The organism is Sphingobacterium puteale (assembly GCF_050986225.1).
Classification (GTDB): Bacteria; Bacteroidota; Bacteroidia; order Sphingobacteriales; family Sphingobacteriaceae; genus Sphingobacterium; species Sphingobacterium puteale.
The window spans coordinates 6,452,906-6,476,517 of sequence record NZ_CP158959.1 but is presented as its reverse complement, the minus strand read 5'-3'; the positions used below and the strand labels follow the sequence as shown (position 1 = coordinate 6,476,517).

The 23,612-nt window shown below is 41.6% G+C and carries 14 protein-coding genes; all 14 read left to right on the top strand.

What is annotated here, in order from left to right; all coding sequences use genetic code 11:
• The first annotated feature begins 88 nt into the window (after positions 1-88).
• The 14 genes from ABTV71_RS26805 to ABTV71_RS26740 all read left to right on the top strand — a co-directional run bounded on the left by ABTV71_RS26805 (position 89) and on the right by ABTV71_RS26740 (position 23,553).
• Positions 89-3,172: a SusC/RagA family TonB-linked outer membrane protein gene (locus ABTV71_RS26805; RefSeq protein WP_121120848.1), complete on the top strand. Its 3,084-nt coding sequence runs from the start codon at positions 89-91 to the stop codon at positions 3,170-3,172.
• A gap of 12 nt (positions 3,173-3,184) precedes the next feature.
• Entirely contained in the window at positions 3,185-4,753 is a 1,569-nt protein-coding gene (locus ABTV71_RS26800) for a SusD/RagB family nutrient-binding outer membrane lipoprotein (protein WP_121120846.1), read from the top strand.
• A 19-nt stretch (positions 4,754-4,772) separates the two neighbouring features.
• Entirely contained in the window at positions 4,773-5,576 is an 804-nt protein-coding gene (locus ABTV71_RS26795) for a DUF4397 domain-containing protein (RefSeq protein ID WP_433901663.1), read from the top strand.
• 2 nt (positions 5,577-5,578) lie between these two features.
• The gene (locus tag ABTV71_RS26790; RefSeq protein WP_433901662.1) at positions 5,579-6,571 is read left to right on the top strand and encodes a phosphodiester glycosidase family protein; all 993 of its coding nucleotides are present in this window, start codon (positions 5,579-5,581) and stop codon (positions 6,569-6,571) included.
• A gap of 439 nt (positions 6,572-7,010) precedes the next feature.
• On the top strand, positions 7,011-8,252 hold the full coding sequence (locus tag ABTV71_RS26785; protein ID WP_433901661.1) for an exo-beta-N-acetylmuramidase NamZ family protein: 1,242 nt from the start codon (positions 7,011-7,013) through the stop codon (positions 8,250-8,252).
• A gap of 72 nt (positions 8,253-8,324) precedes the next feature.
• Positions 8,325-11,786: a SusC/RagA family TonB-linked outer membrane protein gene (locus ABTV71_RS26780; RefSeq protein ID WP_433901660.1), complete on the top strand. Its 3,462-nt coding sequence runs from the start codon at positions 8,325-8,327 to the stop codon at positions 11,784-11,786.
• 11 nt (positions 11,787-11,797) lie between these two features.
• Complete coding sequence (locus ABTV71_RS26775) at positions 11,798-13,657, top strand: RagB/SusD family nutrient uptake outer membrane protein (protein ID WP_121120836.1); 1,860 nt, start codon at positions 11,798-11,800, stop codon at positions 13,655-13,657.
• A 131-nt stretch (positions 13,658-13,788) separates the two neighbouring features.
• Positions 13,789-15,645, top strand: a complete 1,857-nt coding sequence (locus tag ABTV71_RS26770; protein ID WP_433901659.1) for a PQQ-binding-like beta-propeller repeat protein — start codon at positions 13,789-13,791, stop codon at positions 15,643-15,645.
• 42 nt (positions 15,646-15,687) lie between these two features.
• Positions 15,688-17,514, top strand: coding sequence for a glycoside hydrolase family 9 protein (locus ABTV71_RS26765; protein WP_433901658.1), 1,827 nt, complete (start codon positions 15,688-15,690; stop codon positions 17,512-17,514).
• Between the two features lie 50 nt (positions 17,515-17,564).
• Positions 17,565-18,209 (top strand): polysaccharide deacetylase family protein, encoded by a 645-nt coding sequence (locus tag ABTV71_RS26760; protein ID WP_433901657.1) that lies wholly within the window; start codon positions 17,565-17,567, stop codon positions 18,207-18,209.
• A gap of 21 nt (positions 18,210-18,230) precedes the next feature.
• On the top strand, positions 18,231-19,043 hold the full coding sequence (murQ, locus tag ABTV71_RS26755; protein ID WP_121120833.1) for an N-acetylmuramic acid 6-phosphate etherase: 813 nt from the start codon (positions 18,231-18,233) through the stop codon (positions 19,041-19,043).
• 40 nt (positions 19,044-19,083) lie between these two features.
• Entirely contained in the window at positions 19,084-20,574 is a 1,491-nt protein-coding gene (locus ABTV71_RS26750) for a sodium:solute symporter (RefSeq protein WP_433901656.1), read from the top strand.
• A gap of 70 nt (positions 20,575-20,644) precedes the next feature.
• Positions 20,645-21,460 carry a purine-nucleoside phosphorylase gene (locus ABTV71_RS26745; protein WP_121120829.1) on the top strand — a complete coding sequence of 272 codons (816 nt, stop codon included), beginning with the start codon at positions 20,645-20,647 and terminating at the stop codon, positions 21,458-21,460.
• Positions 21,461-21,483: 23 nt separating this feature from the next.
• Positions 21,484-23,553, top strand: a complete 2,070-nt coding sequence (locus ABTV71_RS26740; RefSeq protein ID WP_433901655.1) for a putative porin — start codon at positions 21,484-21,486, stop codon at positions 23,551-23,553.
• Positions 23,554-23,612: the final 59 nt, after the last annotated feature.

The following is a 23,612-nucleotide window of genomic DNA, read 5'->3' as shown; positions in this document are numbered from 1 at the left end:
ATTTGAGAAATTTCGTCTTGGTAGCTACTTGCTAGGCAAGGGGGCTATATAGTTATAAAACCTAATTAACTAATTAAATTATTTGTGTATGAAAAGAAGTCTGCTCTTGCTAATGGGCTTACTATGTATGTGCTGTACTGCTTTTTCCCAAAAAATCATTACAGGTAAAGTAACCGATCTAAAAGGTGAAGCGTTAAGAGGCGTTACTGTTCAGGAAAAAGGAAAGAACACGCAATCTGCTACTAATGCTTTGGGTGTTTACAAAATTACGGCAAGCGATGATGCGACACTGGTCTTTCGGTCGGTCGGTTATGTGTCTAGAGAAGAGGTTGTTAGAGGACGGTCGGTCATTAATGTTGTTTTGTCGGATAATAATGCCTCAATAGACGAGGTTGTTGTGACTGCTTATGGTGTAAAGAGGGATAGAAAAACCTTGGGGTACTCAACGCCAATTGTTTCTGGCGATGATGTGTCGGATACGCAGCGAGAATCCTTTTTTCAGGGGTTGCAAGGTCGTGTCCCTGGTTTGTCTATTAATAGTACGAGCGGTTTGCCCGGCGCTTCCGCTCAGATTGTCCTCCGGGGATTTGCCTCCATATCTGGAGATAATAATGCTCTTATTGTTGTGGATGGCATACCTATCAATAATTCCACGATCAATGAGAATGATTTGGCAAGCAACGGTGCTAATCAAAGCTTGGATTATTCAAATAGGGCCATGGACATTAACCCTGATGATATTGAGACCTATACGGTTTTGAAAGGGCCCGAGGCGACAGCCCAGTTTGGTAGCCAGGGTGCAGGTGGCGCGATTTTAATTACAACAAAAAAAGGAAAAGCCGGCAAGTTTACTACAAATTATACTTTTTCGGGGCGTGTTGAAAGTGTGAATAAGTTTCCGGAAAGGCAATATGTCTATGCGCAGGGATTGAATGGTAATTATGACGGGACGGCATTGACCGCGCTCGGTCCGCGCTATCCCGAAGGGATGCATATTTATGAAGATAACGTGCAGAACTTCTTTACAACAGGTTATAATCAAAAACATAGCCTGGCTTTTGAGGGCGGGACAGAAAAAGTGACCTACCGCTGGTCAAATGAATATAATAACAATACGGGGATTGTGCCTAATACCTTGTATAGACGTTTTTCAACACGCTTAAATAGCACGGCTAAATTTGGGGATAAACTTGAGTTTAATACTTCGCTCAATTATATTTATTCAAAAAATGATAAGGTTAGACGGGGCGCATCTGGTTATCTGATGACCTTAATGAGTTTTAACCCTATTTTTGATGTGCGTGACTGGATTGATGATAAAGGGAATCGCGTGCTTCATAATTCCGATATTTTTAATGAAAGGGATAATCCTTTTTGGGATGTTTATCGTAATACAGCTTATGATATTGTTAATCGTGTGCTTGCAACTTCTAACATCACCTATCGGGCAAACAATTGGTTGAGCCTTAATGGGATTATTGGGGTTGATTATTCAAATACGCAGGGCCAAAGTGTGTATCATCCGCAATCTTATTCTGGTTCTGGTTCTGCTAGTGCTGTACGTAATGGTTCGATTAATGAATATCAGGTAAATGGCCGTATCCTTTCTGGATCTTTCATGGCTAACTTAAAAAAGAATTTGTCAAAAGACTTTTCTTTTCGTGCAAATCTAGGAGCTGAATTTAAAGATTATGACTTTTTGACGAATTCACAATATGGCGAAGATTTCTATGATCCAGATTTTTATAGCATTAACAATACATTTCCAAGTTCGCGGCTTGTAAAGAGTGCTGCGGCAAATTTTCGGACAGTCGGATTTATGGCACAGACCGGGTTTGGTTATCTCAATGATATGGTTTACCTCAATTTGACCGGTCGTTTAGATGCGGCCTCACGTATGATGCCCAATAATCCATACTTTGCCTATCCTTCTGCTTCATTAGCTTTTAATTTTACCGACCTGGATTTTTTTAAGGAGAAGGTGTCTTGGATGAGCAATGGAAAGTATCGGATTTCGGTAGGTACGACTGGGAAAGCTCCTTATAAAAGTTATTATACCCTTTCAAATTTTGAACCAAAGAATACTACAGGTGGAGGGTTTGCTTATGGAGTAAATGGCGGGAATCCAAATTTGAAAGCGGAAAAAACGAGGGATTTTGAGACAGGGTTGGAGCTGGCCTTGCTGGATAGAAGGATGACCTTTGATCTTAGTTATTTCAACAGGCTCAGTACTGGGCAGATCATTATGCCTAGATTGAGCTATGGGTCCGGGTTTGTGCTGCGTATGATGAATGGAGGTGAGGTGAAGACCTATGGTACAGAACTGCAGGCAACTGTAAACCCGATTCGCAAAGACAAGCTTAATTGGGATCTTACCTTCAATTTTACACAATATAAAGGTAAGGTACTATCGCTTGCCGAGGATCTTCCGGAGCTTTATGAGTCGGATACGCAAGTGTTGGGCGGTGTTCGTTCAGGCGTAGTTCCGGGGTATAGTATTGGGACTTTAACGGGTACCCGATTCAAGAGAAATGATCGTGGCGATGTCTTGATCAATGCACAGACAGGATTGCCAATAGCGGGTACAGATCGGTACTATCCGATTGGAGATCGAATTCCTGATTTTACACTCGGGGTAGTTAATAAGCTGACCTATAAAGATTTTTACCTTACATTTTTGTGGGACTGGCGAAAAGGTGGGGATGTGTTGAATGGGTTGGATTATCGGTTGTATATAAACGGAATGTCTTCTAAAACGTTGAATAGGGAGGAGCCAAGGGTGATTCAAGGCGTGTTGGAGGATGGTTTACAGAATACCCCGAATCCGACAATCAATAGGATTGCTGTGACACCTTATTCTTCTTCCGGGTACTATACTTTAAATACCGAGCCGCAGATGTTTATAGAAAAGGATATCTATACAGTGCGTTTACGTGATGTTACGTTGAGGTATAACCTTCCGAAGCATCTGATACGAAAAATTGGGGCGCAAGCTGGTATGAGCGTGTTTTTTACAGCTACTGATGTTTTTTTGTTTACAAATTATACAGGCTTAGATCCGGAAAGTAATATGAATACGCCCGGTCTGGGGGGGATTGGTGGTTATGGTATCGACTTCGGGAATATGGCGAAACCTAGAGGTTTTAACTTTGGTCTTACTTTAAAATTATAGGAGGAAAAAGAGATGCAGAAACGTGTCTATATAATTGTTGTTGCAGTCCTTGTATTGGTGAGTAGCTGCAAAAAATATCTGGATATCAATGAAAATCCATCTAATCCACAGTTGGTGAAAGCGGAGTTGCTATTGGCTCCCATAATAGCTCAAATGGCTAGTGGGTATTCTCAGGATCAACGTCAAATGAATAAATTTAATCAAAGCATCCTTGGAGGAAGCAGCGATGTTTCTTCTAAAGTTTGGGAGAAGCACGGTTTTCCGGAGAGGAGTGATGTTGGTGGAGTTATGTGGCGCATGGTATATTTTGATCTTGGTTTGAATCTGGAGCGTATGATCAGAGACGCGCTGGAGAATGAAAAATATGAGTATGCGGCAATAGGTTACGCAATAAAAGCCTGGGGTTATCAATCTTTGACAGATTATCATGGGCCAATTATTTTAGATGAGGCATTTCGTCCAAATCAACTTGCGTTCAAGTATAATGACCAGCCAGAGGTCTATGCGAAAGTAAGACAATGGTGTGATTCAGCCTTGTTTTACCTGAATAAAAAAAGTCCAATAGACTATAGTGCTTCATTGAATTCGGTTAAGGGCGATAATTTGTACCGTGGCAACATGGAGCAGTGGCGAAGATTTGTTTATGGTTTGAAGGCGATACAGTATATTCATTTGATAAACAAACCGGATTTTAAAAATAAATATGCTGATTCCGTTGCTAGATTTGTCGACCTGTCTTTCCAGTCCATAGCTGATGACGCTGGTGTGAAATTCACTGGAGATAAATCTGCGAATGCAAATGTTGTGAGTGCTTTGTTTGGTGTCTATACAACTTCATATTACAATCGCGCTGGAAAACCCATCGTTAATTATCTTACAGGAGGACTCCGTGGTGCACCAATCGAAAATCCGAAATCTTCAACCGACCCTCGTCTATCCCGAATGCTGATGATGAATAATCCCAAGGATAGTATTTATATAGGAGGAGAGCCAAATGTCACAAATAGCACTGTGCCAAATATTTTGGGTGAATTTGTGAACAATACGTATCAAGGGAAATTTATCTTTAGAAATACGGTCGATTTTCCTTTAATGACATATGCGCAATTGCAGTTGGTAAAAGCGGAAGCCCTTTTTATAAAGGGTGATAAATCCGGTGCATATGATGCGTATCAAAAAGCAATTGTAGCCCATATGAACTTCGTGAATAAATATATAGATAATAAAGAGGTGGCTATTTCACTAAATGATATGAAGGTTTATTTGGAAGGGGGGGAGGTTGCACGCTCTGCGGCGGATTTAATGCTATCAGACATCATGGGGCAAAAATATATTGTTCAATGGGGTTGGGGCGGTCTGGAACAGTGGTGCGATCTTCGAAAGTATCATTATAGTCCAGAAGTGTTTAAGCAATATATTCCCTTAAGTGGTAGTCAGCTTACTTATAATGATTATTGTTACAGGGTGCGGCCTCGCTATAATTCCGAGTATGTTTGGAATGAGAAAGAATTGGACCGTTGGGGAGCTCTGGATCCTGAATACGTGATTAAGCCAACATGGTTTGTTACTTCCGAGAATTAAACAAAATAGATGGAGTATTATGAAAGTTTTAAATATAATTATAGTTTTTGTACTGGCGACATTCGGAATGGTTGCTTGCAAAAAATCTATTCAAGACTTTGGTCAAGTTGATTTTTTGAGTGATAGCGATGTTATTGTTAAAATAAACATGGCGTCGATTTATCCTGATGACCGCTATATGTATGTCAAGTTTGATGGGCAGCGGGTTACTTCCTTGATAAGAGGGCGAGAGCCGTTTCCGGGTGGTGGATATAACACAAGGGGTGATTCGCGACCGGATTTCTTGAAGTATAAAGCCGGTAATATCAAGGTTCAGGTGGGTTTGCCTTATCGAATTGATGATGGTAGAGATTCTGTTATTCTGTATGAGACGCAGGTAGATTTTGAGGCGGGAAAAAGGTATACTTTGCATGTTACTGATACCGCCAGCAATACAAGGGTGATTTTGAATGAAGAGGATCTGTCTCGCCCTGATTCTACACAGGCGCGTTATCGATTCACGAATCTAATGCCTAATGTTTCTGCAATAGATTTGTATTATGGAGCAGCGGCAACTGCGGCTGAGCCGACGCAAGATTCGTTGGTTGCAAAAAATGTCAAATACTTGGAGACAAGCCCTTATTTTGAGTTGAACCGTATAGCGACGAGAACTTGGAAGATCCGCCCTGCGGGTGCTCCTGTTACAAACGCTTCGGTGATTGCATCTTATTCAAATTCAGGTGCTACGCTCGACAGGAGATCGTATACGGTGTATGCATTGGGGTACAATGGTTTTACAACAGCGATTATGAAACCTTATCTATCATTTTTTTTAGTTAGATAGTTATGAAAAAGAACCTATTAAACGGTCTCACTGGAATGGGGCTGATGCTTGCTTTGTTTTTTACCTCTTTTGTTTCATGTAAGAAACGGGATGATTATCCTAAATTCAATGAAAAAAAAGAGGAAATTGTTCCGGATGATATCATACCTCCGGATAATAAAATTGAAAAAATTACCCAGAAAATTATGAATCAGGCAGATGTGATCGGGGTTTTTCAGATGGATTCTACAGTTACCTTGGCTGATGGATTGCAAAGGAGCCATATTCGGTTTCTGAATAAATTAAATCAACCGACGAGTATTCAGATTTTGGAAATAGATCTCAAGAAAAAGATAGTGCCTTATGTAATGGGGGCATTTGATGATAACCTGTATGTCGCGCAACCGATTCCCGATATGGCTAAATATAATGAGGCTTCATCTGGTGGAGAGCTCCTGGCTGCAATTAACGGGGCTACTGTCGCTAATTATTCCTATATCAAAAATGGGCGGAAGATCAATATTTCTACTACTTCTGGAAAGGAAAAGACCCGACCATTTTTCGCTGTTCAATTTGACGGGACATCCTTTATTGGAAATTGTTTTGATACAGTTCAGTTTAATTTTGAGCCTTATGATATCAACAGATTTAAGGGGCTAATCTCTGGAACGGGCTGGTTGCAGTATCGCGGAGCTGTTATCGTGTCCACATCGGCTGTGGTGCAGGCAAATACTGCGCTTGGTTTGTCTTCTGATAAATCTACTTTGTATGCTGTTGTTGTTGACGGAGCTAGTGGTAGTTTTTCAGTCGGAATGACTTTTAACGATTTGGCAAGGGTCATGAAGTCGATTGGCTCTTATGATGCCTTTGTGTTGAATAGTGGTAATGCTAGTGTGATGACTCAAAGACAGTTCTCTGCAGGTTCTGTCGGACAGACTGTATGGAATGTTGTGAATAGGCCTCCTGCAAGTATGGTGGGAAGTTTGAATGGAGTTGGCTTTGTGAAAATGAAGTAATGTCAGGTGAAAGATATCGATGTTTATGGCCGGAAGCAAAGCTTCCGGCTTTGTTGTATGTAACAAGCTATTGTTCAGTATATGCGTTATGGTGAGTGCTGTTTTGCCGTGTTTTGCTGTGTTGTTAAGGATTTGTTAAATGTATCATATATGTTACTTTTATGTGTTTAAAATACACTAAGATTCTAGTGGTAATTGTCTGTTATTATTTTTTAATTAGCTGTTAATTAGTTTGTTAAATATGTTTTTTGTTTTTTAGTTTACTGTTTAACAAAATGCTACTTAAGATGCTGTTCTCTTTTTAATAAGTGAACACTTACTTTGTTTTGCGTTTTTATGAGTATTTTAGTTTTAAAAACGAAAAGATCTACTTACTTTTATCCTGATTTTCAATTATCCATGCATAAAACTGCATTTGTGCATGGTCTAATGTCTATTTATGATGAAATATACCTTGCTAAAATTAACCTTTGTAGTCTCAGCGCTATCTGTCATCTCTTGCAGTAACTCGTTGCGGTCGGCGCAGAGTAAAAAAAGTGTGCGAGAAAATTCCGTCGTGGCTTCGGCCGACGTGATAATGCCTGGAGCTGATCAGTTATCATCTTATTTACCGCAACTAAAGGGTAAGAAGGTGGGGATTATGGGAAATCAAACTTCCATCGTGGGAACTGACAAAAGACATTTAGTAGATGTTTTGCTTGAAAATAAGGTCGATCTGAAGTTTGCCTTCGCTCCGGAGCACGGTTTTAGAGGGAATGTTGAGCGTGGGGAGAAGTTTGGTAATGACCTGGATCAAAAAACGGGGCTGCCTTTGTTTACCCTATACGGGGGGAATAAAAAACAAGATTCGATTGTCAATTCCATTGATGTTATGATTTTTGATTTGCAGGATGTGGGTGCACGTTTCTATACCTATATTACTTCTTTGCACCGGGTGATGGAACTATGTGCAAAGCATAATAAAAAACTGATTGTATTGGACCGTCCCAACCCCAATGGTGATCAGGTAGACGGACCGGTACGTCATGATGATAAATTTAAATCAGATGTTTCATGGCATAAAATTGCCATGATTCATGGATTGACCATTGGCGAACTGGCGCAGATGATCAATGGTGAAAAATGGCTGGAAAATGGACGTCAGGCTGACCTAGAGATTATAAAAGTTCAAAATTGGGATCACAGCAAGATGTATGACTTGCCGGTAGTTCCATCTCCGAGTTTGCCCAATCAGCTTTCAGTGCGTTTATACCTTTCTTTATGTTTGTTTGAAGGTACGGATATTTCGGTGGGGCGCGGTACGGATTGGCCTTTCCAGGTGCTGGGTTACACAAATCCAGTCTATGGGTCTTTTACGTTTACGCCTGGTGAACGTCACGGTATGTCAAAACATGTGGAAGGAAAAGGAGTCAAGAATTATGGTATAGATCTGCGTGATCTGAATCCTGATGAGCAGAAATTCACACTAAAATATCTCTTAGACTTCTACCAGAAAACGCCGGACAAAACTGTTTTTTTTGCGAGACCTGAGTTTTTTGACAAGCTGGCTGGCACAGATCAACTGCGTAAACAGATTATTGCGGGTGAGTCTGAGGCACAGATCCGGGATTCTTGGGCCGCGGATTTAAAAGTTTACAAGAAAATGCGCAAGAAATACCTGCTATATACTGATTTTGAATGAGTGTAGCGAATAATACTAACGAATAACGAACAATACTAACTAGAATCATTTATTTTTAAAACTCTATAATCAATGAGAAAATTTGTACTATTTTCTGTTGCTCTTGGATTGAGTTTTCCTTCTGAATCCTATTCTTTTGTAAAGAAAGAGGGCGCTTTGAGCAGTGTTAACTTGACGGGTGCCCTGCTTCGCTCTTCATCGAAGACTTCGGTTCAAAATACGGTGCAAGGTACTGTAACGGATGGAAAAGGCCCAGTCTCAGAAGTAAGCGTTTCTGTCGTTGGCGGAAGTGCATCTACTAAAACCGATGCGCAGGGGCATTTCAAGATTACAGCTGCCGTGGGAAGCAAATTGCGTTTTTCATCCATCGGGTATATTTCGCAAGATGTCATCGTTACTTCGAATACACTTAATGTAGTGTTGGTTGATGATAATCAATCCTTGGAAGAGGTCGTGGTCGTTGGTTATGGTACCCAAAAGAAAGGGAACTTAACTGGTGCCGTTTCGTCAATTAACGTCAAGGACAATTTGCAGGGACGTGCCATTGCGGATGTGGGACGTGGTATCCAAGGGACCACTCCGGGTTTAACTGTTGTGGTGCCAAGTGGCGAGGTTGGTTCCGATCCGGTAATGAAAATTAGGGGGCAGATTGGTTCGATTGCAGGACAGTCTAATCCTTTGATTTTATTAGATAACGTGGAAATCCCAAGTATTCAATTGGTTAATCCAGCTGATGTAGAGTCTATTACGGTGTTGAAAGATGCGGCAGCAGCTTCCATCTATGGGGCTAAAGCAGCATTTGGGGTGGTGTTGATCACGTCAAAAAAAGGCGCTAAGGGCGGGGATACTTTCAATATCAGCTATAATAATAACTTTTCTTTCCAGAATTCAGCTGTTGATTATAATATGGGTGATGTGAATGCGCTTAAGTATTCACTTGAAGCTGCAGAAAGGATTGGTGAAACTGAAGCGGGAGCATTCTATAAAGTCAATAGACAGAGTTATGACCTAGCCGTTAAATGGAAAGAGAAATACGGCGGTACAATTGGTGTCAATGATCCTACTGTATATGGTCGTGACTGGTATGTGAATCCGGCTGAACCGACCAAAAAATATGGTGTGCGTACCTATAACGTGCAGGATTATATGATCCGGAAGGCTGCGCCGACTTCACAGCATGATTTAAGTATCTCGGGTACTTCTGGAAAAACTGATTATAATTTAAGTATGGGCTTATTGAATCAGTCTGGAATGATGAAGCCTACGGATCACGACCAATTCAGACGGACAAATGCTGCTTTACGTTTGTCTACGGAGCTGAATAAATACCTGACTGTGCGCGGTGGTGCAATTGTGTCACGCCGCAAAAAGGAGTATCCGTATACGACTAATTCGACAACTGCTGATCCTTGGTTGTACTTATACCGCTGGAGTTCGCTATATCCGATGGGCTACGATGAAAATGGTAAAATGATCCGGAGTCCATGGAGTGAAGTTTCTTCAGCGAATACGGCCAGTTTCCAAAATAATTATCTGAATTTGAATTTGGGAGCTACCGTAAATATTATGAAAAACTGGAAGGTAGATTTTGATTATACCTTCTCTAATCAAGAAGAAATTACGACACAGCCGGGAACACGTTTTACCGCCGCGGATTCCTGGATCGCAGGTGTTGCTCGTAAAGATGCGGCCGGAGCTCCGGTTTATGTTAATGCGGATGGTCAGGTCGTGCCAGCTGGTACGCAGGGTGCTTCGGCTGCCTATGATCTGAATTACTATATGTATACCGCGAACGGCGCTAACCCAGATCATTTTTTGCGTGCGGCGGGGAATCGTCGTAACAACACGATCAATGCTGTTACAACGTATAATCTGAATATTAATGATGATCATGAATTTAAGTTTTTGGCAGGTATCAACCGTGTGACCTTGGATTATGATATGAATTCCTCTCAGACCTTTAATTTGCTCGATATCAAAAATCCACAGTTGGGATTTGGTGTGAATACATCATCGCAGCAAGCCAAGGGGGATGCTTTGTGGGAGGCGCAGCTGGGTTATTTTGGTCGCGTAAACTATGCGTACAAAAACAAGTATCTGTTTGAGGCTAATATCCGTTATGATGGTTCTTCGAAATTTCCAAAAAACCTGAAATGGCAATGGTTCCCGTCCTTTTCTGCGGGCTGGGTAGCATCCGAAGAAAGTTTTATGGAATGGGCAAAGCCTACATTGAACCAATTGAAGTTTAGAGGATCTTGGGGTTCTATCGGTGATCAGACGGTGCTACCAAGTTTGTATACTTCAACGCTTATTCCGGGTGATATCAACTGGCTTGGCGCAGATGGAAGCCGTTATTATAATATTGGAACACCATCAGCGGTTCTTAGCAGTTTGGGCTGGCAGCGTATTGAAACCACAGATATTGGTCTGGATATGCGGATGTTTAAAAATAAATTCGGCGTGGTCTTCGATTGGTACCGCCGCGATACAAAAAATATGATTGTTCCTAGTGGGAATGTAAGCGCAACTTTTGGTGCTCCGCCGCCACAAGGGAACTTTGGTGCATTGCGTACCCAGGGTTGGGAGTTGGCGATGGATTTCAATCACCGTTTTGAGAACGGGCTTGGATTCAATGTTCGTGGAACATTGTCGGATGCCAAATCAACCATTCTGAAGTATACCGACACCAAAGTGATTTCTGATTATTACGTTGGTAAGGACGTGGGTGAAATTTGGGGGTATCGTACAGATAGATTGTATCAAGCCTCTGATTTCGAGTATGATGCTTCTGGAAAGATGGTGGAGATTGATATAAATCAGAAGAAATTTAATAAACTTTCTGACCCAAATGGAGCATACAATACATTTTCAACGGACAGTAAGTTTCGTTGGGGGCCCGGTGATGTAAAGTTTGTGGATCTAAATGGTGACGGTAAGATTGACAAAGGAGCTGAGACGCTAAGTGACCATGGTGATTTGGAAATTATAGGTAACGAAACTCCGCGTTATGAGTACGGATTCCGTTTGGGACTTGATTACAAAGGCTTTGATTTCTCGGCATTTCTACAAGGTGTGGGCAAACGCCAGCTTTGGGGGAATGGATTCTTGACGATCCCTGGTTATAACTCTTCGGATGGTGCAATGCCTGCGGCTATTGCGGATAATTTCTGGTCGAAAGATCATACCGATGCCTTTTATCCTGCTGCATTTAATAATGCGGCAAGTAATGACGCAAATAATATGGTAAAACAATCGCGCTATTTATTGGATATGTCTTATATGCGTATCAAGAATATTACATTGGGATATACTTTGCCTTCGTCTCTGACAAATAAAGCCTATATCAAAACAGCGAGAATATATACCTCTTTGGAAAATTTCTTTACGTTTGATAAACTAAAAGGCTTGCCTGTGGATCCTGAAGCAATCAATGGATTCTCCATTTTCAATGAAAAGAATTATAACTCGGGTAGAACAGGGGTAGGTACACCAATGTTCAAATCGGTTTCGTTTGGTGTCCAAGTTAACTTCTAAAATTTACAAAAATGAAACTTACAAAGAAAATAGCTTTTTTGGCGCTGGGGGCAACAGTTTTATTGTCCTCCTGTAATAAAGATGTTTTGGATCGTGATCAGTTAACGAGTATCGAAGATCAAAATAGCTGGGGAAACGAGCTGGCTTTGCGTCTTTACGCAAATGGATTCTATCCGAATTTTTTTACAGGTAATAATTCGGGCTATGCAACTGCTTATGCTCCTGTAACAGGCTATAATTTTTCGGATGACCTGACAAAGAGGAATATTCAGGATAATTTTGAGAATACTGTTCCTTCTACCCGTAAAAATGAATATGCCAGTACAATTGCTTTAATGGAGACGCCGCAGATGTTGCGGGAATATGCAGGCCCGACCTGGAACTTTGTTTACGTAAGAAAAGCAAATATTTTTGTTGACCGCATTGAGCGTGTAACCAAACCAAATATTAATGATGAGACTTATCGTCACTGGATGGCTGTGGCCCGTTTTTTCAGAGGATCGGAGTATAGTCGCCTGGTCGAGGTATTTGGTGATGTTCCTTATTATGATAAAGAATTGAAGGATACTGAAACGGATCTTTTGTATAAAGACCGGGATAATCGCAGTGTGGTTATGGATCATGTGTACGAAGATTTTCAATATGTATTGGATAATATGCGGACAAATGACGGAAAGCAATACCTGAATAAATATGTTGCGGCATCTTTTATTTCTCGTTATATGTTGTTCGAAGGGTCTTATTTATATTATCACAATATAGATAAAGAAAGAGCGAAGAAATATTTGGAGTTGGCTCAGAAGGCGGCCGAAATTGTGATGAATTCTGGTGCTTATAAGTTTACAAGTGATTTTAAGAGTCTTTTTTCATCGGAGGATTTAAGTGCCAATCAAGAAGTAATCATGTATCGTGCTTATGACGCAACTAAAAATGTCACGCACAGTGTTGGTTCGTATAGCAACGGTACAGAACGTCAGGATAATGCGTCTAATCTTGTTCTTGTCAAATCGTTTCTGTGTAATGACGGAAAACCTTGGCAAAACTCATCTGTGACAAATGCAAGCAGTTTCTCCATTAAAGATTTGGCCGTTACACGAGATCCTCGTTTTGAGGCTTCATTTTATGAGAAGCCATTAACTTCCTCGTCGACTCTTTTTTACGCATTTAAGTTTGCCTCAAGAGAAGCATTGACCTATATTGGTGGTAAATATCCTGCTGCGTGGGCCGGGATGACGAACACATCTGATGCACCGGTTATTCGTTTGGCTGAGGTGGTACTTAATTTTGTTGAAGCGAAGCAGATTTTAGCTGAGGGATTTGGAGGGGCGGCTGTAACACAGGGTGATATAGACAAATCGATCAATGCGATACGTGCTCGTCCTATAGATGCTGTGGCTGCATCAAAAGGGGTACAGAAAACAGCGCCTTTACAGATCGGAGCTATCGCAAATGACCCTGCAAGAGATGCTGATGTGTCACCATTAACTTGGGAAATCCGCCGCGAGCGTCGCATGGAGTTTGTTTATGAAGGTCTTCGTCTATTGGATATTAAACGCTGGAAGAAATTGGATTATATGAATTTTGATAAAAATCCAGATTATTACCGTGGTCCTTGGATTGATGTTCAGAAAGATATTCCGGCTTTACTGGATCCTTCAAAAGTAGGAATCCTTAAAGTGGTGGATGCTACGAATAAAGTAATCATTTATGATGGTAAGAATGCTAGTCAAATGGTTGGCTTCTATCTTGTCGAAACCGTCCAAAATCGGGAGTCTTTCTCGGATCGCTCTTATATGGCACCTGTTGGCCTGGAGCAAATAAATGAATATGCTTCGAAAGGTTATAAACTGACCCAAACGAAGGGTTGGTAATTTGACTCTTGACAGTATTAAGCCTTGTCTATTAGACAAGGCTTTTTTTATATCAAAAATATCACGCATAAAAACGCATTTGTTTTTTTGTATTTATGCATAAAAACGCTATTTTTAAGAAAATATTATCCATGAAACCGAAGCTTATAGCCTTAATTAGTGCATTATTGTGCATTATCAATATGTCCTTTGCGCAATCTTTTAAATTTGCCCATGTGACAGACACACATGTTGGCGGTGCAACAGGAGCGGAAGATCTGCGACGTACTGTAAAGGATCTTAATACATTGAAAGACATCGATTTTGTTATACTCTCTGGGGATATCACTGAATTTGGGGCTGATCAGGAACTGAAATTGGCAAAACGTATTTTGGATAGCCTGCAACTGCCCTGGTATGTAATTCCGGGCAATCATGATGGAAACTGGTCCGAAAATGGAGCCAATACCTTCCGTACTGTCTTCGGTGGCGAAACGTTTTTCTTTAAACATAAAGGTTATCAATTTATAGGGACTAATTCCGGTCCGAATATGCGTATGAGTCCAGGTCAAATACCACGTGAAAACCTGGTGTGGATGGATTCTGTCTTTGCCGCGAACCCCGATAGGCAAACACCATTAATTTATATTAACCATTATCCACAAGATTCCTCCCTGAACAATTGGTTTGATGCATTGAAACGGGTCAAAACACGTAATGTCCAATTGGCGTTCTGTGGACATGGTCATGCAAATAAGGCTTACGACTGGGAAGGTATACCGGGTGTGATGGGGCGGTCTAACCTCCGCGCAAATAAAGCTGTGGGGGGGTATAATATCGTCACTATTGGGGATGGAAAAGCTTCCTATCAGGAACGTAATCCGGGCGTAGGGACACAAGAAAAACCTTGGTTGGAGGTGCCTTTGTTTGATCATCATTATGATAAAGAGGCTGCTGTTTACCCGCGACCAAGTTATGCAGTCAACGAGAAATATACGGGTGCCGTTCATGTGAACTGGACTTTCGAAGACGCAAGCGACATTGGCGCAGGGTTGACCATTGATAAAAATAAGGTAATTACTTCAAATACCGCAGGGGATATCTTTGCCCTGGATCTTAAATCCGGTAAAAAGCTATGGTCTTACAGAACGGGAGGAAAGGTGTATTCTACTCCGGCCGTCTGGAAAGGTATTGTTGTGGCTGGCTCCTCAGATCATTTTATTTATGCTGTCGATGCAGAAAACGGAAAACTCCTCTGGAAGGTAAAAACAGATAAGGCTGTATTGGGGTCGCCGTTGATTCAGGATGGTATTGCTTTTATCGGTGGCTCAGATGGTAAATTCAGGGCATTGGACGTAAAGACCGGAAATTTGAGATGGAGTTTTGATCAGGTCAAAGGGTTTGTGTCGACTTTGCCAACTTATTATTTAGGAAATATTATCTTCGGTTCTTGGGGAAATGGATTTTATGCGTTGGATGCCAAAACCGGAAAATTATCCTGGGAATGGAACAATGGTCACGCCAATCGGATGTTTTCGGCTGCTGCCTGTAATCCTGTCGGAGTAAATAATCGCATTTTTGTTGTCGCGCCGGATCGGTTTATGACTGCGTTGGATGCGCGAAATGGCGCAGTGATCTGGCGGGAAAAGAAGGATACTATACGTGTGCGGGAGTCTATGGGGTTGGCGGTAAATAAAAAACAGGTCTATGTGAAGACAATGGACGGCGATTTGCTGGGAATTTCTTCTTCGGATGACAAAATGGACGTAATTTGGAAAGCAAAACTAAAATTACCCTATGAACTGACCCCATCGGCAATAAAAACAAACCGTAAATTGGTGTTTGTGCCGAGTCATTCGGGTTTGCTTTCGGCTGTGGATGCAAAAACAGGCGCGGTTATCTGGCAGTATAAAATTTCCAATGGCATGGTCAACCCTGTTGCTATAAATGGTAATAATGAGGTTGTTGCGAGTACGATGGATGGGAAAATAGTTTCTTTGAGGTTTTAAACAACCGTTTGAGTTGATTTTATTAAAAATAAATGCCTTATTATGATAAAAGAATGTCTAAACTTCTTAAATTTACGTCAAGCTTTTTTGCTTGTTTTTGCATGTTTTGTTTGTAACTTTGCGGAAGCACAGCAGAATGCTTGGATTCGAATAAACCAATTAGGCTATACTCCGACAGGCAAAAAGGTCGCGGTATGGGGAGGGAAATCAATCAGGCAGCTTCGTTCTTTTGAGGTTAAAGATGCAAAAACAGGTAAAACAATATATGTCCGCCCTGTAGGGAAGGATTATGGTGCCTATGGTCCGTTTGTTCAGAGTTTTCGATTTGATTTTTCGGCATTACAGGATACGGGAAGTTATTTTATCCAGGTGGGAGAAATCAAATCTCCGCATTTTAGGATAGCCTCCGATGTCTATAAGGGTGCAGCGGACTTTGTATTACGGTATATGCGTCAACAACGCACATTGTTCAATCCTTTTTTAAAGGATAGTTGTCATACCCATGATGGCTTTACTTTGTATGCCGGTAAAGTCGGTATAGCGGATAGTTCGCATATTGATGCTGGCGGAGGCTGGCATGATGCTTCTGATTATTTACAATACGCGACCACGTCGGCAAATGCGACATTCCACCTGCTGGCGGCTTATCGGGATTTTCCCAAAGTGTTTGACGATCAAAAACAGGCAAATGGCTTGGATGGAAAAAATGGTCGTGCTGATGTTTTGGATGAAGCCAAATGGGGACTGGACTGGTTGTTGAAGATGCATCCAAAAGCGAATCAGATGTATAATCAGATTGCGGATGACCGCGATCATGCAAGTATGCGCATGCCCAAGGAGGATCCCTACTATGGTCGTGGATTTGAACGCCCGGTGTATTTTATAGATGGCGAGCCTCAGCAAAGGGGCAAGTTTATGAATAACACCACCGGGACGAGTTCCACGGCGGGGAAATTTAGTAGCGCTTTCCGTTTGGGATCTGTGCTTTTTGGAAAAGAGGATAAAAAATATGCAAAATTGCTGTCACAGAAAGCGGAGACAGCTTATGCGTATGCAAATATAAAACCCGGGGTGACACAGACGGTTTCGGTCAAATCACCCTATATCTATGCCGAAGACAATTGGGTGGATGATATGCAGCTGGCGGCAGCAATGGGATTTTCGGTAACAAAGAAAAACAAGTTTGCCGAGGAAGCCATGCAGTATGCCAGACAGGAAAAAATAACACCCTGGATGATATCAGATACAGCTGCGCATTATCAGTGGTATCCTTTTATCAACTTGGGGCATTATGAATTGGCTAAAAAATTGAAGGGACAGGATCGCGAGGAGATTGTTTCATATTATAGGCAAGGTATCGAAGAGGTCAATAAACGTGCGGAGCAAAATGCATTTTTAAGAGGGGTTCCTTTTATCTGGTGCAGCAACAATCTTACGGCTTCTTTTGCCATACAGTGCCTTTGGTATAAAGAACTGACAGGTGACAATCAGTTTGATGAACTGGAACAGGCGAACTTTGATTGGTTGTTTGGTGCTAATCCTTGGGGAACAAGTATGGTTTACGGACTTCCATCTTGGGGCGACACACCGGTTGATCCACATTCTGCTTTTACTTATCTGGGTAAGCATCCGATCGACGGGGGGCTGGTAGATGGTCCGATCATGGCGTCTACTTACCGTAACCTGATCGGTATTAAGCTGAACAACCCCGATAGCTATGCGGATTTTCAGAGTGACCTTGCCGTTTATCATGACGATTATGGTGACTACAGTACCAATGAGCCAACCATGGACGGAACGGCTTCATTGATCTACTTGCTGGCGGCTAAAGAAGGGAAGGCCTTGGAGGAGCCTGTGGGAAAAAAGTAAGCAGGGATGGATTCGGTGCTATTGTCCGTGGCGACTCTACAGTGAAAAAAGTGGCTTTACTTTTTACGGGCCACGATTTATCGGAGGGAACGACTATGGTTTTGAAAAGCTTGAAGCGCCATCATGTGAAGGGGAATTTTTTCTTAACAGGAGATTATCTGCGGAACGCAAGTTTCAAGCCCTACATCCAGCAAATGTTGAAAGACGGACATGTGGTGTCTGGGCATTCTGATAAGCATCTCCTGGTCAGTGGTTGGGGGAGTCGGGATGAATTGCTGGTCAGCCGGGATTCGTTCCTGCGGGACTTGAAGACCAATGTGGATGAGCTGGCGCTTGCGGGGGTAGATACAAGTCAATTACGCTATTATATTCCTTCTTATGAATGGTATAATAGCCAGACGGTAGCATGGGCAAAGGAAATCGGCTTGTCTTCAATCAACTATACGCCCGGGATACGGACTGCCGCAGATTATACTTATCCAGAAATGGGTGAACGTTATCTGTCCTCCGGGGCAATTTTGAAGGGACTTTGGTCTTATGAGGAGAAGTTCGGCCTGAATGGTTTCATGATTTTGATCCATATGGGGACGGATGGAAGACGGAAAGATAAATTGTATCATTATTTGGGTGATATGATCGACATATTAAAAAAGAAAGGTTATCAAATAATGGATATACCCGATTTATTGAATTAAGAAATACAATATATATTAAGAATGGTTAATACAACGGAGAAAGATTCGAATTATCAGGATTTGGACAAGATGTCTGTACATGAATTATTGACTAATATCAATAACGAGGATAAATCTGTGCCGCTAGCTGTTGAAAGGTCTATTCCTCAGATCGAAGCATTGGTTAAGGTTACTGTGGAGAAAATGAAGGCTGGTGGTCGGACTTTTTATATCGGGGCCGGTACCAGTGGCCGGCTTGGTGTCTTGGATGCATCTGAATTGCCTCCGACTTATGGTGTGCCATTTGAGTGGATTATCGGGTTAATTGCAGGCGGGGATACTGCGATCCGCAAAGCTGTGGAATTCGCGGAAGATGATCTGGAACAGGCCTGGAAGGATATGGAAGCATATGATATTGACGAAAATGATGTCGTTATCGGTATTGCGGCATCGGGCACTACACCTTATGTCATCGGTGGCCTGAAGACCGCAAACGAGAAAGGTCTGGTGACAGGCTGTATTGTCTGTAACGGCGGTTCTCCGATTGCTGAAATTGCTCAGTATCCTGTTGAGGTTATTGTAGGTCCCGAATTTGTGACGGGCTCTACCCGTATGAAATCCGGTACCGCACAAAAGCTTGTATTAAATATGTTCAGCACGGCGGTCATGATTCAGCTCGGGCGTGTGAAGGGAAATAAAATGGTCGATATGCAACTGTCAAACCATAAATTGGTCGGTCGTGGCGTACGGATCATTATGGATCAGACGGGGGCTACTGAAGAAGATGCTGCGGCTTTGCTGGAACAATTCGGCAATGTAAGGCAAGCGATCGAAGCTTATCAGGCGACACATTAAAATCATCTGCTATCATCAAATCACCTATTAAAAACAAACTATGTCACCAGTTATATTATTATCCTTTATTGTGATCTATTTTGCGGTCTTACTCGCAGTAGCGCACTTCACCTCAAAAGGATCTTCGGATAATTCCACCTTTTTTGTTGCCAACCGAAATTCGAAATGGTATATGGTGGCTTTCGGGATGATCGGTACCGCGCTCTCCGGTGTGACCTTTATTTCGGTGCCGGGTGCTGTGGGGGCTTCTGAATTTAGCTATTTTCAATTTGTTCTCGGAAATGCAGTTGGCTTCGTCATTATCGCTTATGTATTGCTTCCGTTGTATTATAGAATGAACCTGACCTCCATCTATACCTATTTGGAGGAACGTTTTGGACATACGACTTATAAAACCGGCGCGGCGATCTTCTTGGTTTCCCGTACCATCGGTTCGGCCTTTCGCTTATACCTAGTCGCAATTGTCTTGCAGCACTTTATTTTTGATGCCTGGGATGTGCCTTTTGCGATCACCGTTGTGATCTGTCTCGTGCTTATCTGGTTATATACCAATAAGGGGGGGCTAAAGACGATTATTGTTACAGATACTCTACAGACGACCTTTTTGGTGACCGCCGTTATTCTTTCGATCTATTTTATGGCCAAAGGATTGGATTTTGGAATTGTAGATACGTTCGAAGCAGTCAAAGAAAGCAGCTATTCCAAAATCTTCTTCTGGGATGATTTTGTAGGCAGTAAGGCTAATTTTTGGAAGCAATTCCTGGGCGGAATTTTTGTGACTATTGCCATGACGGGACTCGATCAGGATCTGATGCAAAAGAACCTGTCAATGGGAACGATCAAAGAAGCGCAGAAGAATATGATTACATTCACAAGTGTATTTGTGGTGATCAATATTTTCTTTTTGGCTGTGGGAGCTTTGTTATATATCTACGCCGCAAAAAATGGTATTGATGTCTCCCAATTATCGACCCGTGATTACCTGTACCCGGAGATTGCGTTGAACCACTTGGCTATCGTTCCAGCGATCATCTTTATGATGGGGCTGACTGCGGCGACATTTGCAACAACCGATAGTGCGCTTACGGCGTTGACAACGTCATTCTGTGTGGATTTTCTGAACTTTAATAAAAAGGAAAATCCAAATGATCCTGCTCTTGTCAAACAGCGTAATTATGTGCACTTTGCTTTTTCGATTGTTATGTTGCTGGTCATTCTCGTGTTTAAGCTGATCAATGACGACTCTGTCGTGAATGCCATATTTACCGCAGCGAGCTATACCTATGGTCCATTGCTGGGATTGTTTGTTTTTGGGATTTTTACAAAATCTGCTGTACGGGATAAAGCTGTGCCTTATATCTGTGTGCTTTCACCGACCCTATTGTACTTGCTGAAAACATATGTGATCGAAGTCTATACGCCCTATGTGATCGGACTGGACCTAATTATCATCAATGGTTTTATCACTTTCCTAATGCTTTTGGTCAGCTCTCCGGGCAAGGCGAGCGAAAAGGCGCTTTTACATAACTAAGCTCCTATATTTGATTTGTACGTACAAAAAAATTAAGTTAAGTTTGAGTTACTTAGTTTTTTTTGTACGTATGTATCATAGCATAAATGAGACTACGGAATTTATCCGTAGAAAAATTGGAGATTTTACTCCAGATTTCGGTATCATCCTGGGTACTGGTTTAGGTAAATTGGTTGATGAGATCGAGATCGAATATCAGCTCATGTATTCCAATATTCCTAATTTTCCCATCTCTACGGTAGAATTCCATTCCGGTAAATTGATCTTTGGCAAATTAAATGGCAAGAATGTGGTTGCCATGCAGGGAAGACTCCATTATTATGAGGGGTATGATATGCAGCAGATTACTTTTCCTATTCGGATCATGAAAGTGCTGGGTGTAAAAAAGCTTTTTGTGTCAAATGCTGCCGGCTCGCTGAATCCGGAGGTCCGAAATGGAGATTTGGGTATAATTGAAGACCATATCAATCTCTTGCCCGACAACCCATTGCGTGGGCAGAACCTGACTGAATTCGGACCTCGTTTTCCGGATATGAGCGAACCATATAACCGTGCGATGATCGAACAGGCGCTTGAAATCGCGTCAAAGCATGGAATTACCGCACGAAAGGTTGTGTATGTCTCCTCGCAGGGACCAAATCTGGAGACAAAAGCTGAGTACCGTTTCATGCGAATTATTGGGGGGGATGTAGTCGGCATGAGTACAGTACCGGAGGTAATTGTTGCCAATCATATGGCTCTTCCGGTGTTCGCGATTTCTGTTGTTACGGATGAGGGCTTTCACGATGTGTTAAAACCTGTCTCTTTGCAGGAAATCGTGGCTGTTGCGGAGAAAGCGGAACCTAAGATGACATTAATTTTGAAAGAATTGATAGCTTTGCAGTAAATTTAGACTATATACAATTTTAGATGAAGTTGATCGTACGCGTATTAGCCGCACTGTGTGTCTTACTTATTTGTTCCATGGATGTTATTGCGCAGAGCAAGGAGGAGTGGAGCAGCGCATTGGATTCGGCGAGAGCCAAAGAAGATGGAAAAAAGGATTCGGTTATCCTGTCTGCAAAGTATATTCGTTACGCGACATTGGATATGCTGAAAAAAGGAACTTATACAAGGCAAATAGATACTTCACATCGTAATTATCAATATTATAATCCTCAAAATACCCCCTGGAATCCCAGTATAAATTTAGGGTCTTATGGTCTTGCCACACGTGACTTATTATTTCAGCCCAAAAAGACAATCGGATTTCAGTCAGGATTCACAGCCTTGGAGCGTTATCTATTGAATCCGGATTCTATTCAGTATTTTAGGGCAAGGGCACGCTATTCGGAATTGTCGGCAGTAGGATTCTTTTTCAATGACCAGGTCTTCAGGGCCCGGGTTGCCCAAAATATCAATCCGCAATGGAATATGAATGTGGATTTCCATTCGACGAAAACGGATGGTTTTTACCTTAATCAGAGTTATTCCGATCTCAAAGCATCTATTGCCTCTTGGTACGAATCAAAAAACAACCGGTATAATCTCTTGATTAATGCTGTATTTAATCGTTTGGATGCAATGGAAAATGGTTCTATAACCGAAAATAATCCATTTGCTCCTGAGAACAGGCAAGCTCCTGATCGGTTTGCTACCAAATTTCGGGATCCTTCCAATACAAATGTGCCGAGATCAAAGTGGTGGGATAATTCCCTGTTCCTACGTCAGTCCCTGTACGTTGGTCGAATTGACACCGTAGACAAGGGAAAGCCGACCATGCAGATCTATCCGACAAACAGTATGGCGCACAATACAAGGATTCGGAAACAGACGTTCAACTTCTTCAAAAATATGCCTGATGAGTTTGCGGCGTTACCATACAATAATCAAGCGTTGACATTGAATAATGATAAAACAGGCATTACGAATGTCTCCAATGAGTTTGAATATAATTTCTTTCTGCGTGGTAAATCCATTTTTAAAAATGAGGCTAAGCTAAATCTGGCTTTTCAGCATGATATGAATTGGGTGGAGCAAAGTCAGGTAGATTCCTTGCGGTACTATACCGATCGTGCCGCTTACCCTGAACCATTGAAGAAATTGCCAGATAGTACAACGTTTGATCGTTTCTACCAGAATGGAATCGTTAAGGGGGAACTGGGGTACAAATTTTCGGATCGGTTGGATTTTAGTCTGAAAGCCAATCAGATTGTTTTCGGACATAATATCGGTGATTTTCTTTATGAAGCAAAGGCGGATATATCCATGGGGGATAAAATCGGAAAGGTGACGATTTCGGCTTATTCACAAAATAAATCACCCGAAATGGTCTTCGAAAATCTGAATTATACCTACGCAAAATGGAATGATCTCGATCTCAAAAAGACCAAAATTCAGAATGTGGCCTTTCAATACCGCAATCCAACATTGGGTTTCAATGGAAAGATTGAATATTTTCGGATGAATAATTATACTTATTTTGAAGAATTATCGAACCCGCAGAATGACCGGAAGAAAGATAAGTGGATCAATCCTGCACAATTGGATAACGCTAATTTGCTGAAGGTAAGTGTGGGGCAGAAGTTTAAGCTTAGTCATTTTACCCTGGATAATCTGGTGGTTTATCAAAAGACGGATCAGCAGAATATACTGGCGGTGCCCGAACTATATACTTGGCACAGTCTTTACTACAGTAATCTCTTTTATAAAGTCATTGACTATAGTATTGGTATTGACGCTAAATTTAATACGCCTTATGCCAATCCGAATTATTCGATAGGGACGGGACAGTTTTATAATGCGTATCAACAGATCGAATTTTCGACTTATCCGATTATGGATTTATGGATCACGGCAAATATACAGCGGGTGAATATGTTTTTAAGTTATAATTTCCTAAATCAGAACTTTTATCCGAATGGCTATTATACTGTTAGACGTTATCCAATGAATACGGCAAACTTTAGATTTGGTATTTCGTGGAAGTTTTATGATTAATTTCTGTGAAAATTATATGGGTGTTTCTTAGCTTGTTGTGGTTTTTACTGTAGAAAATC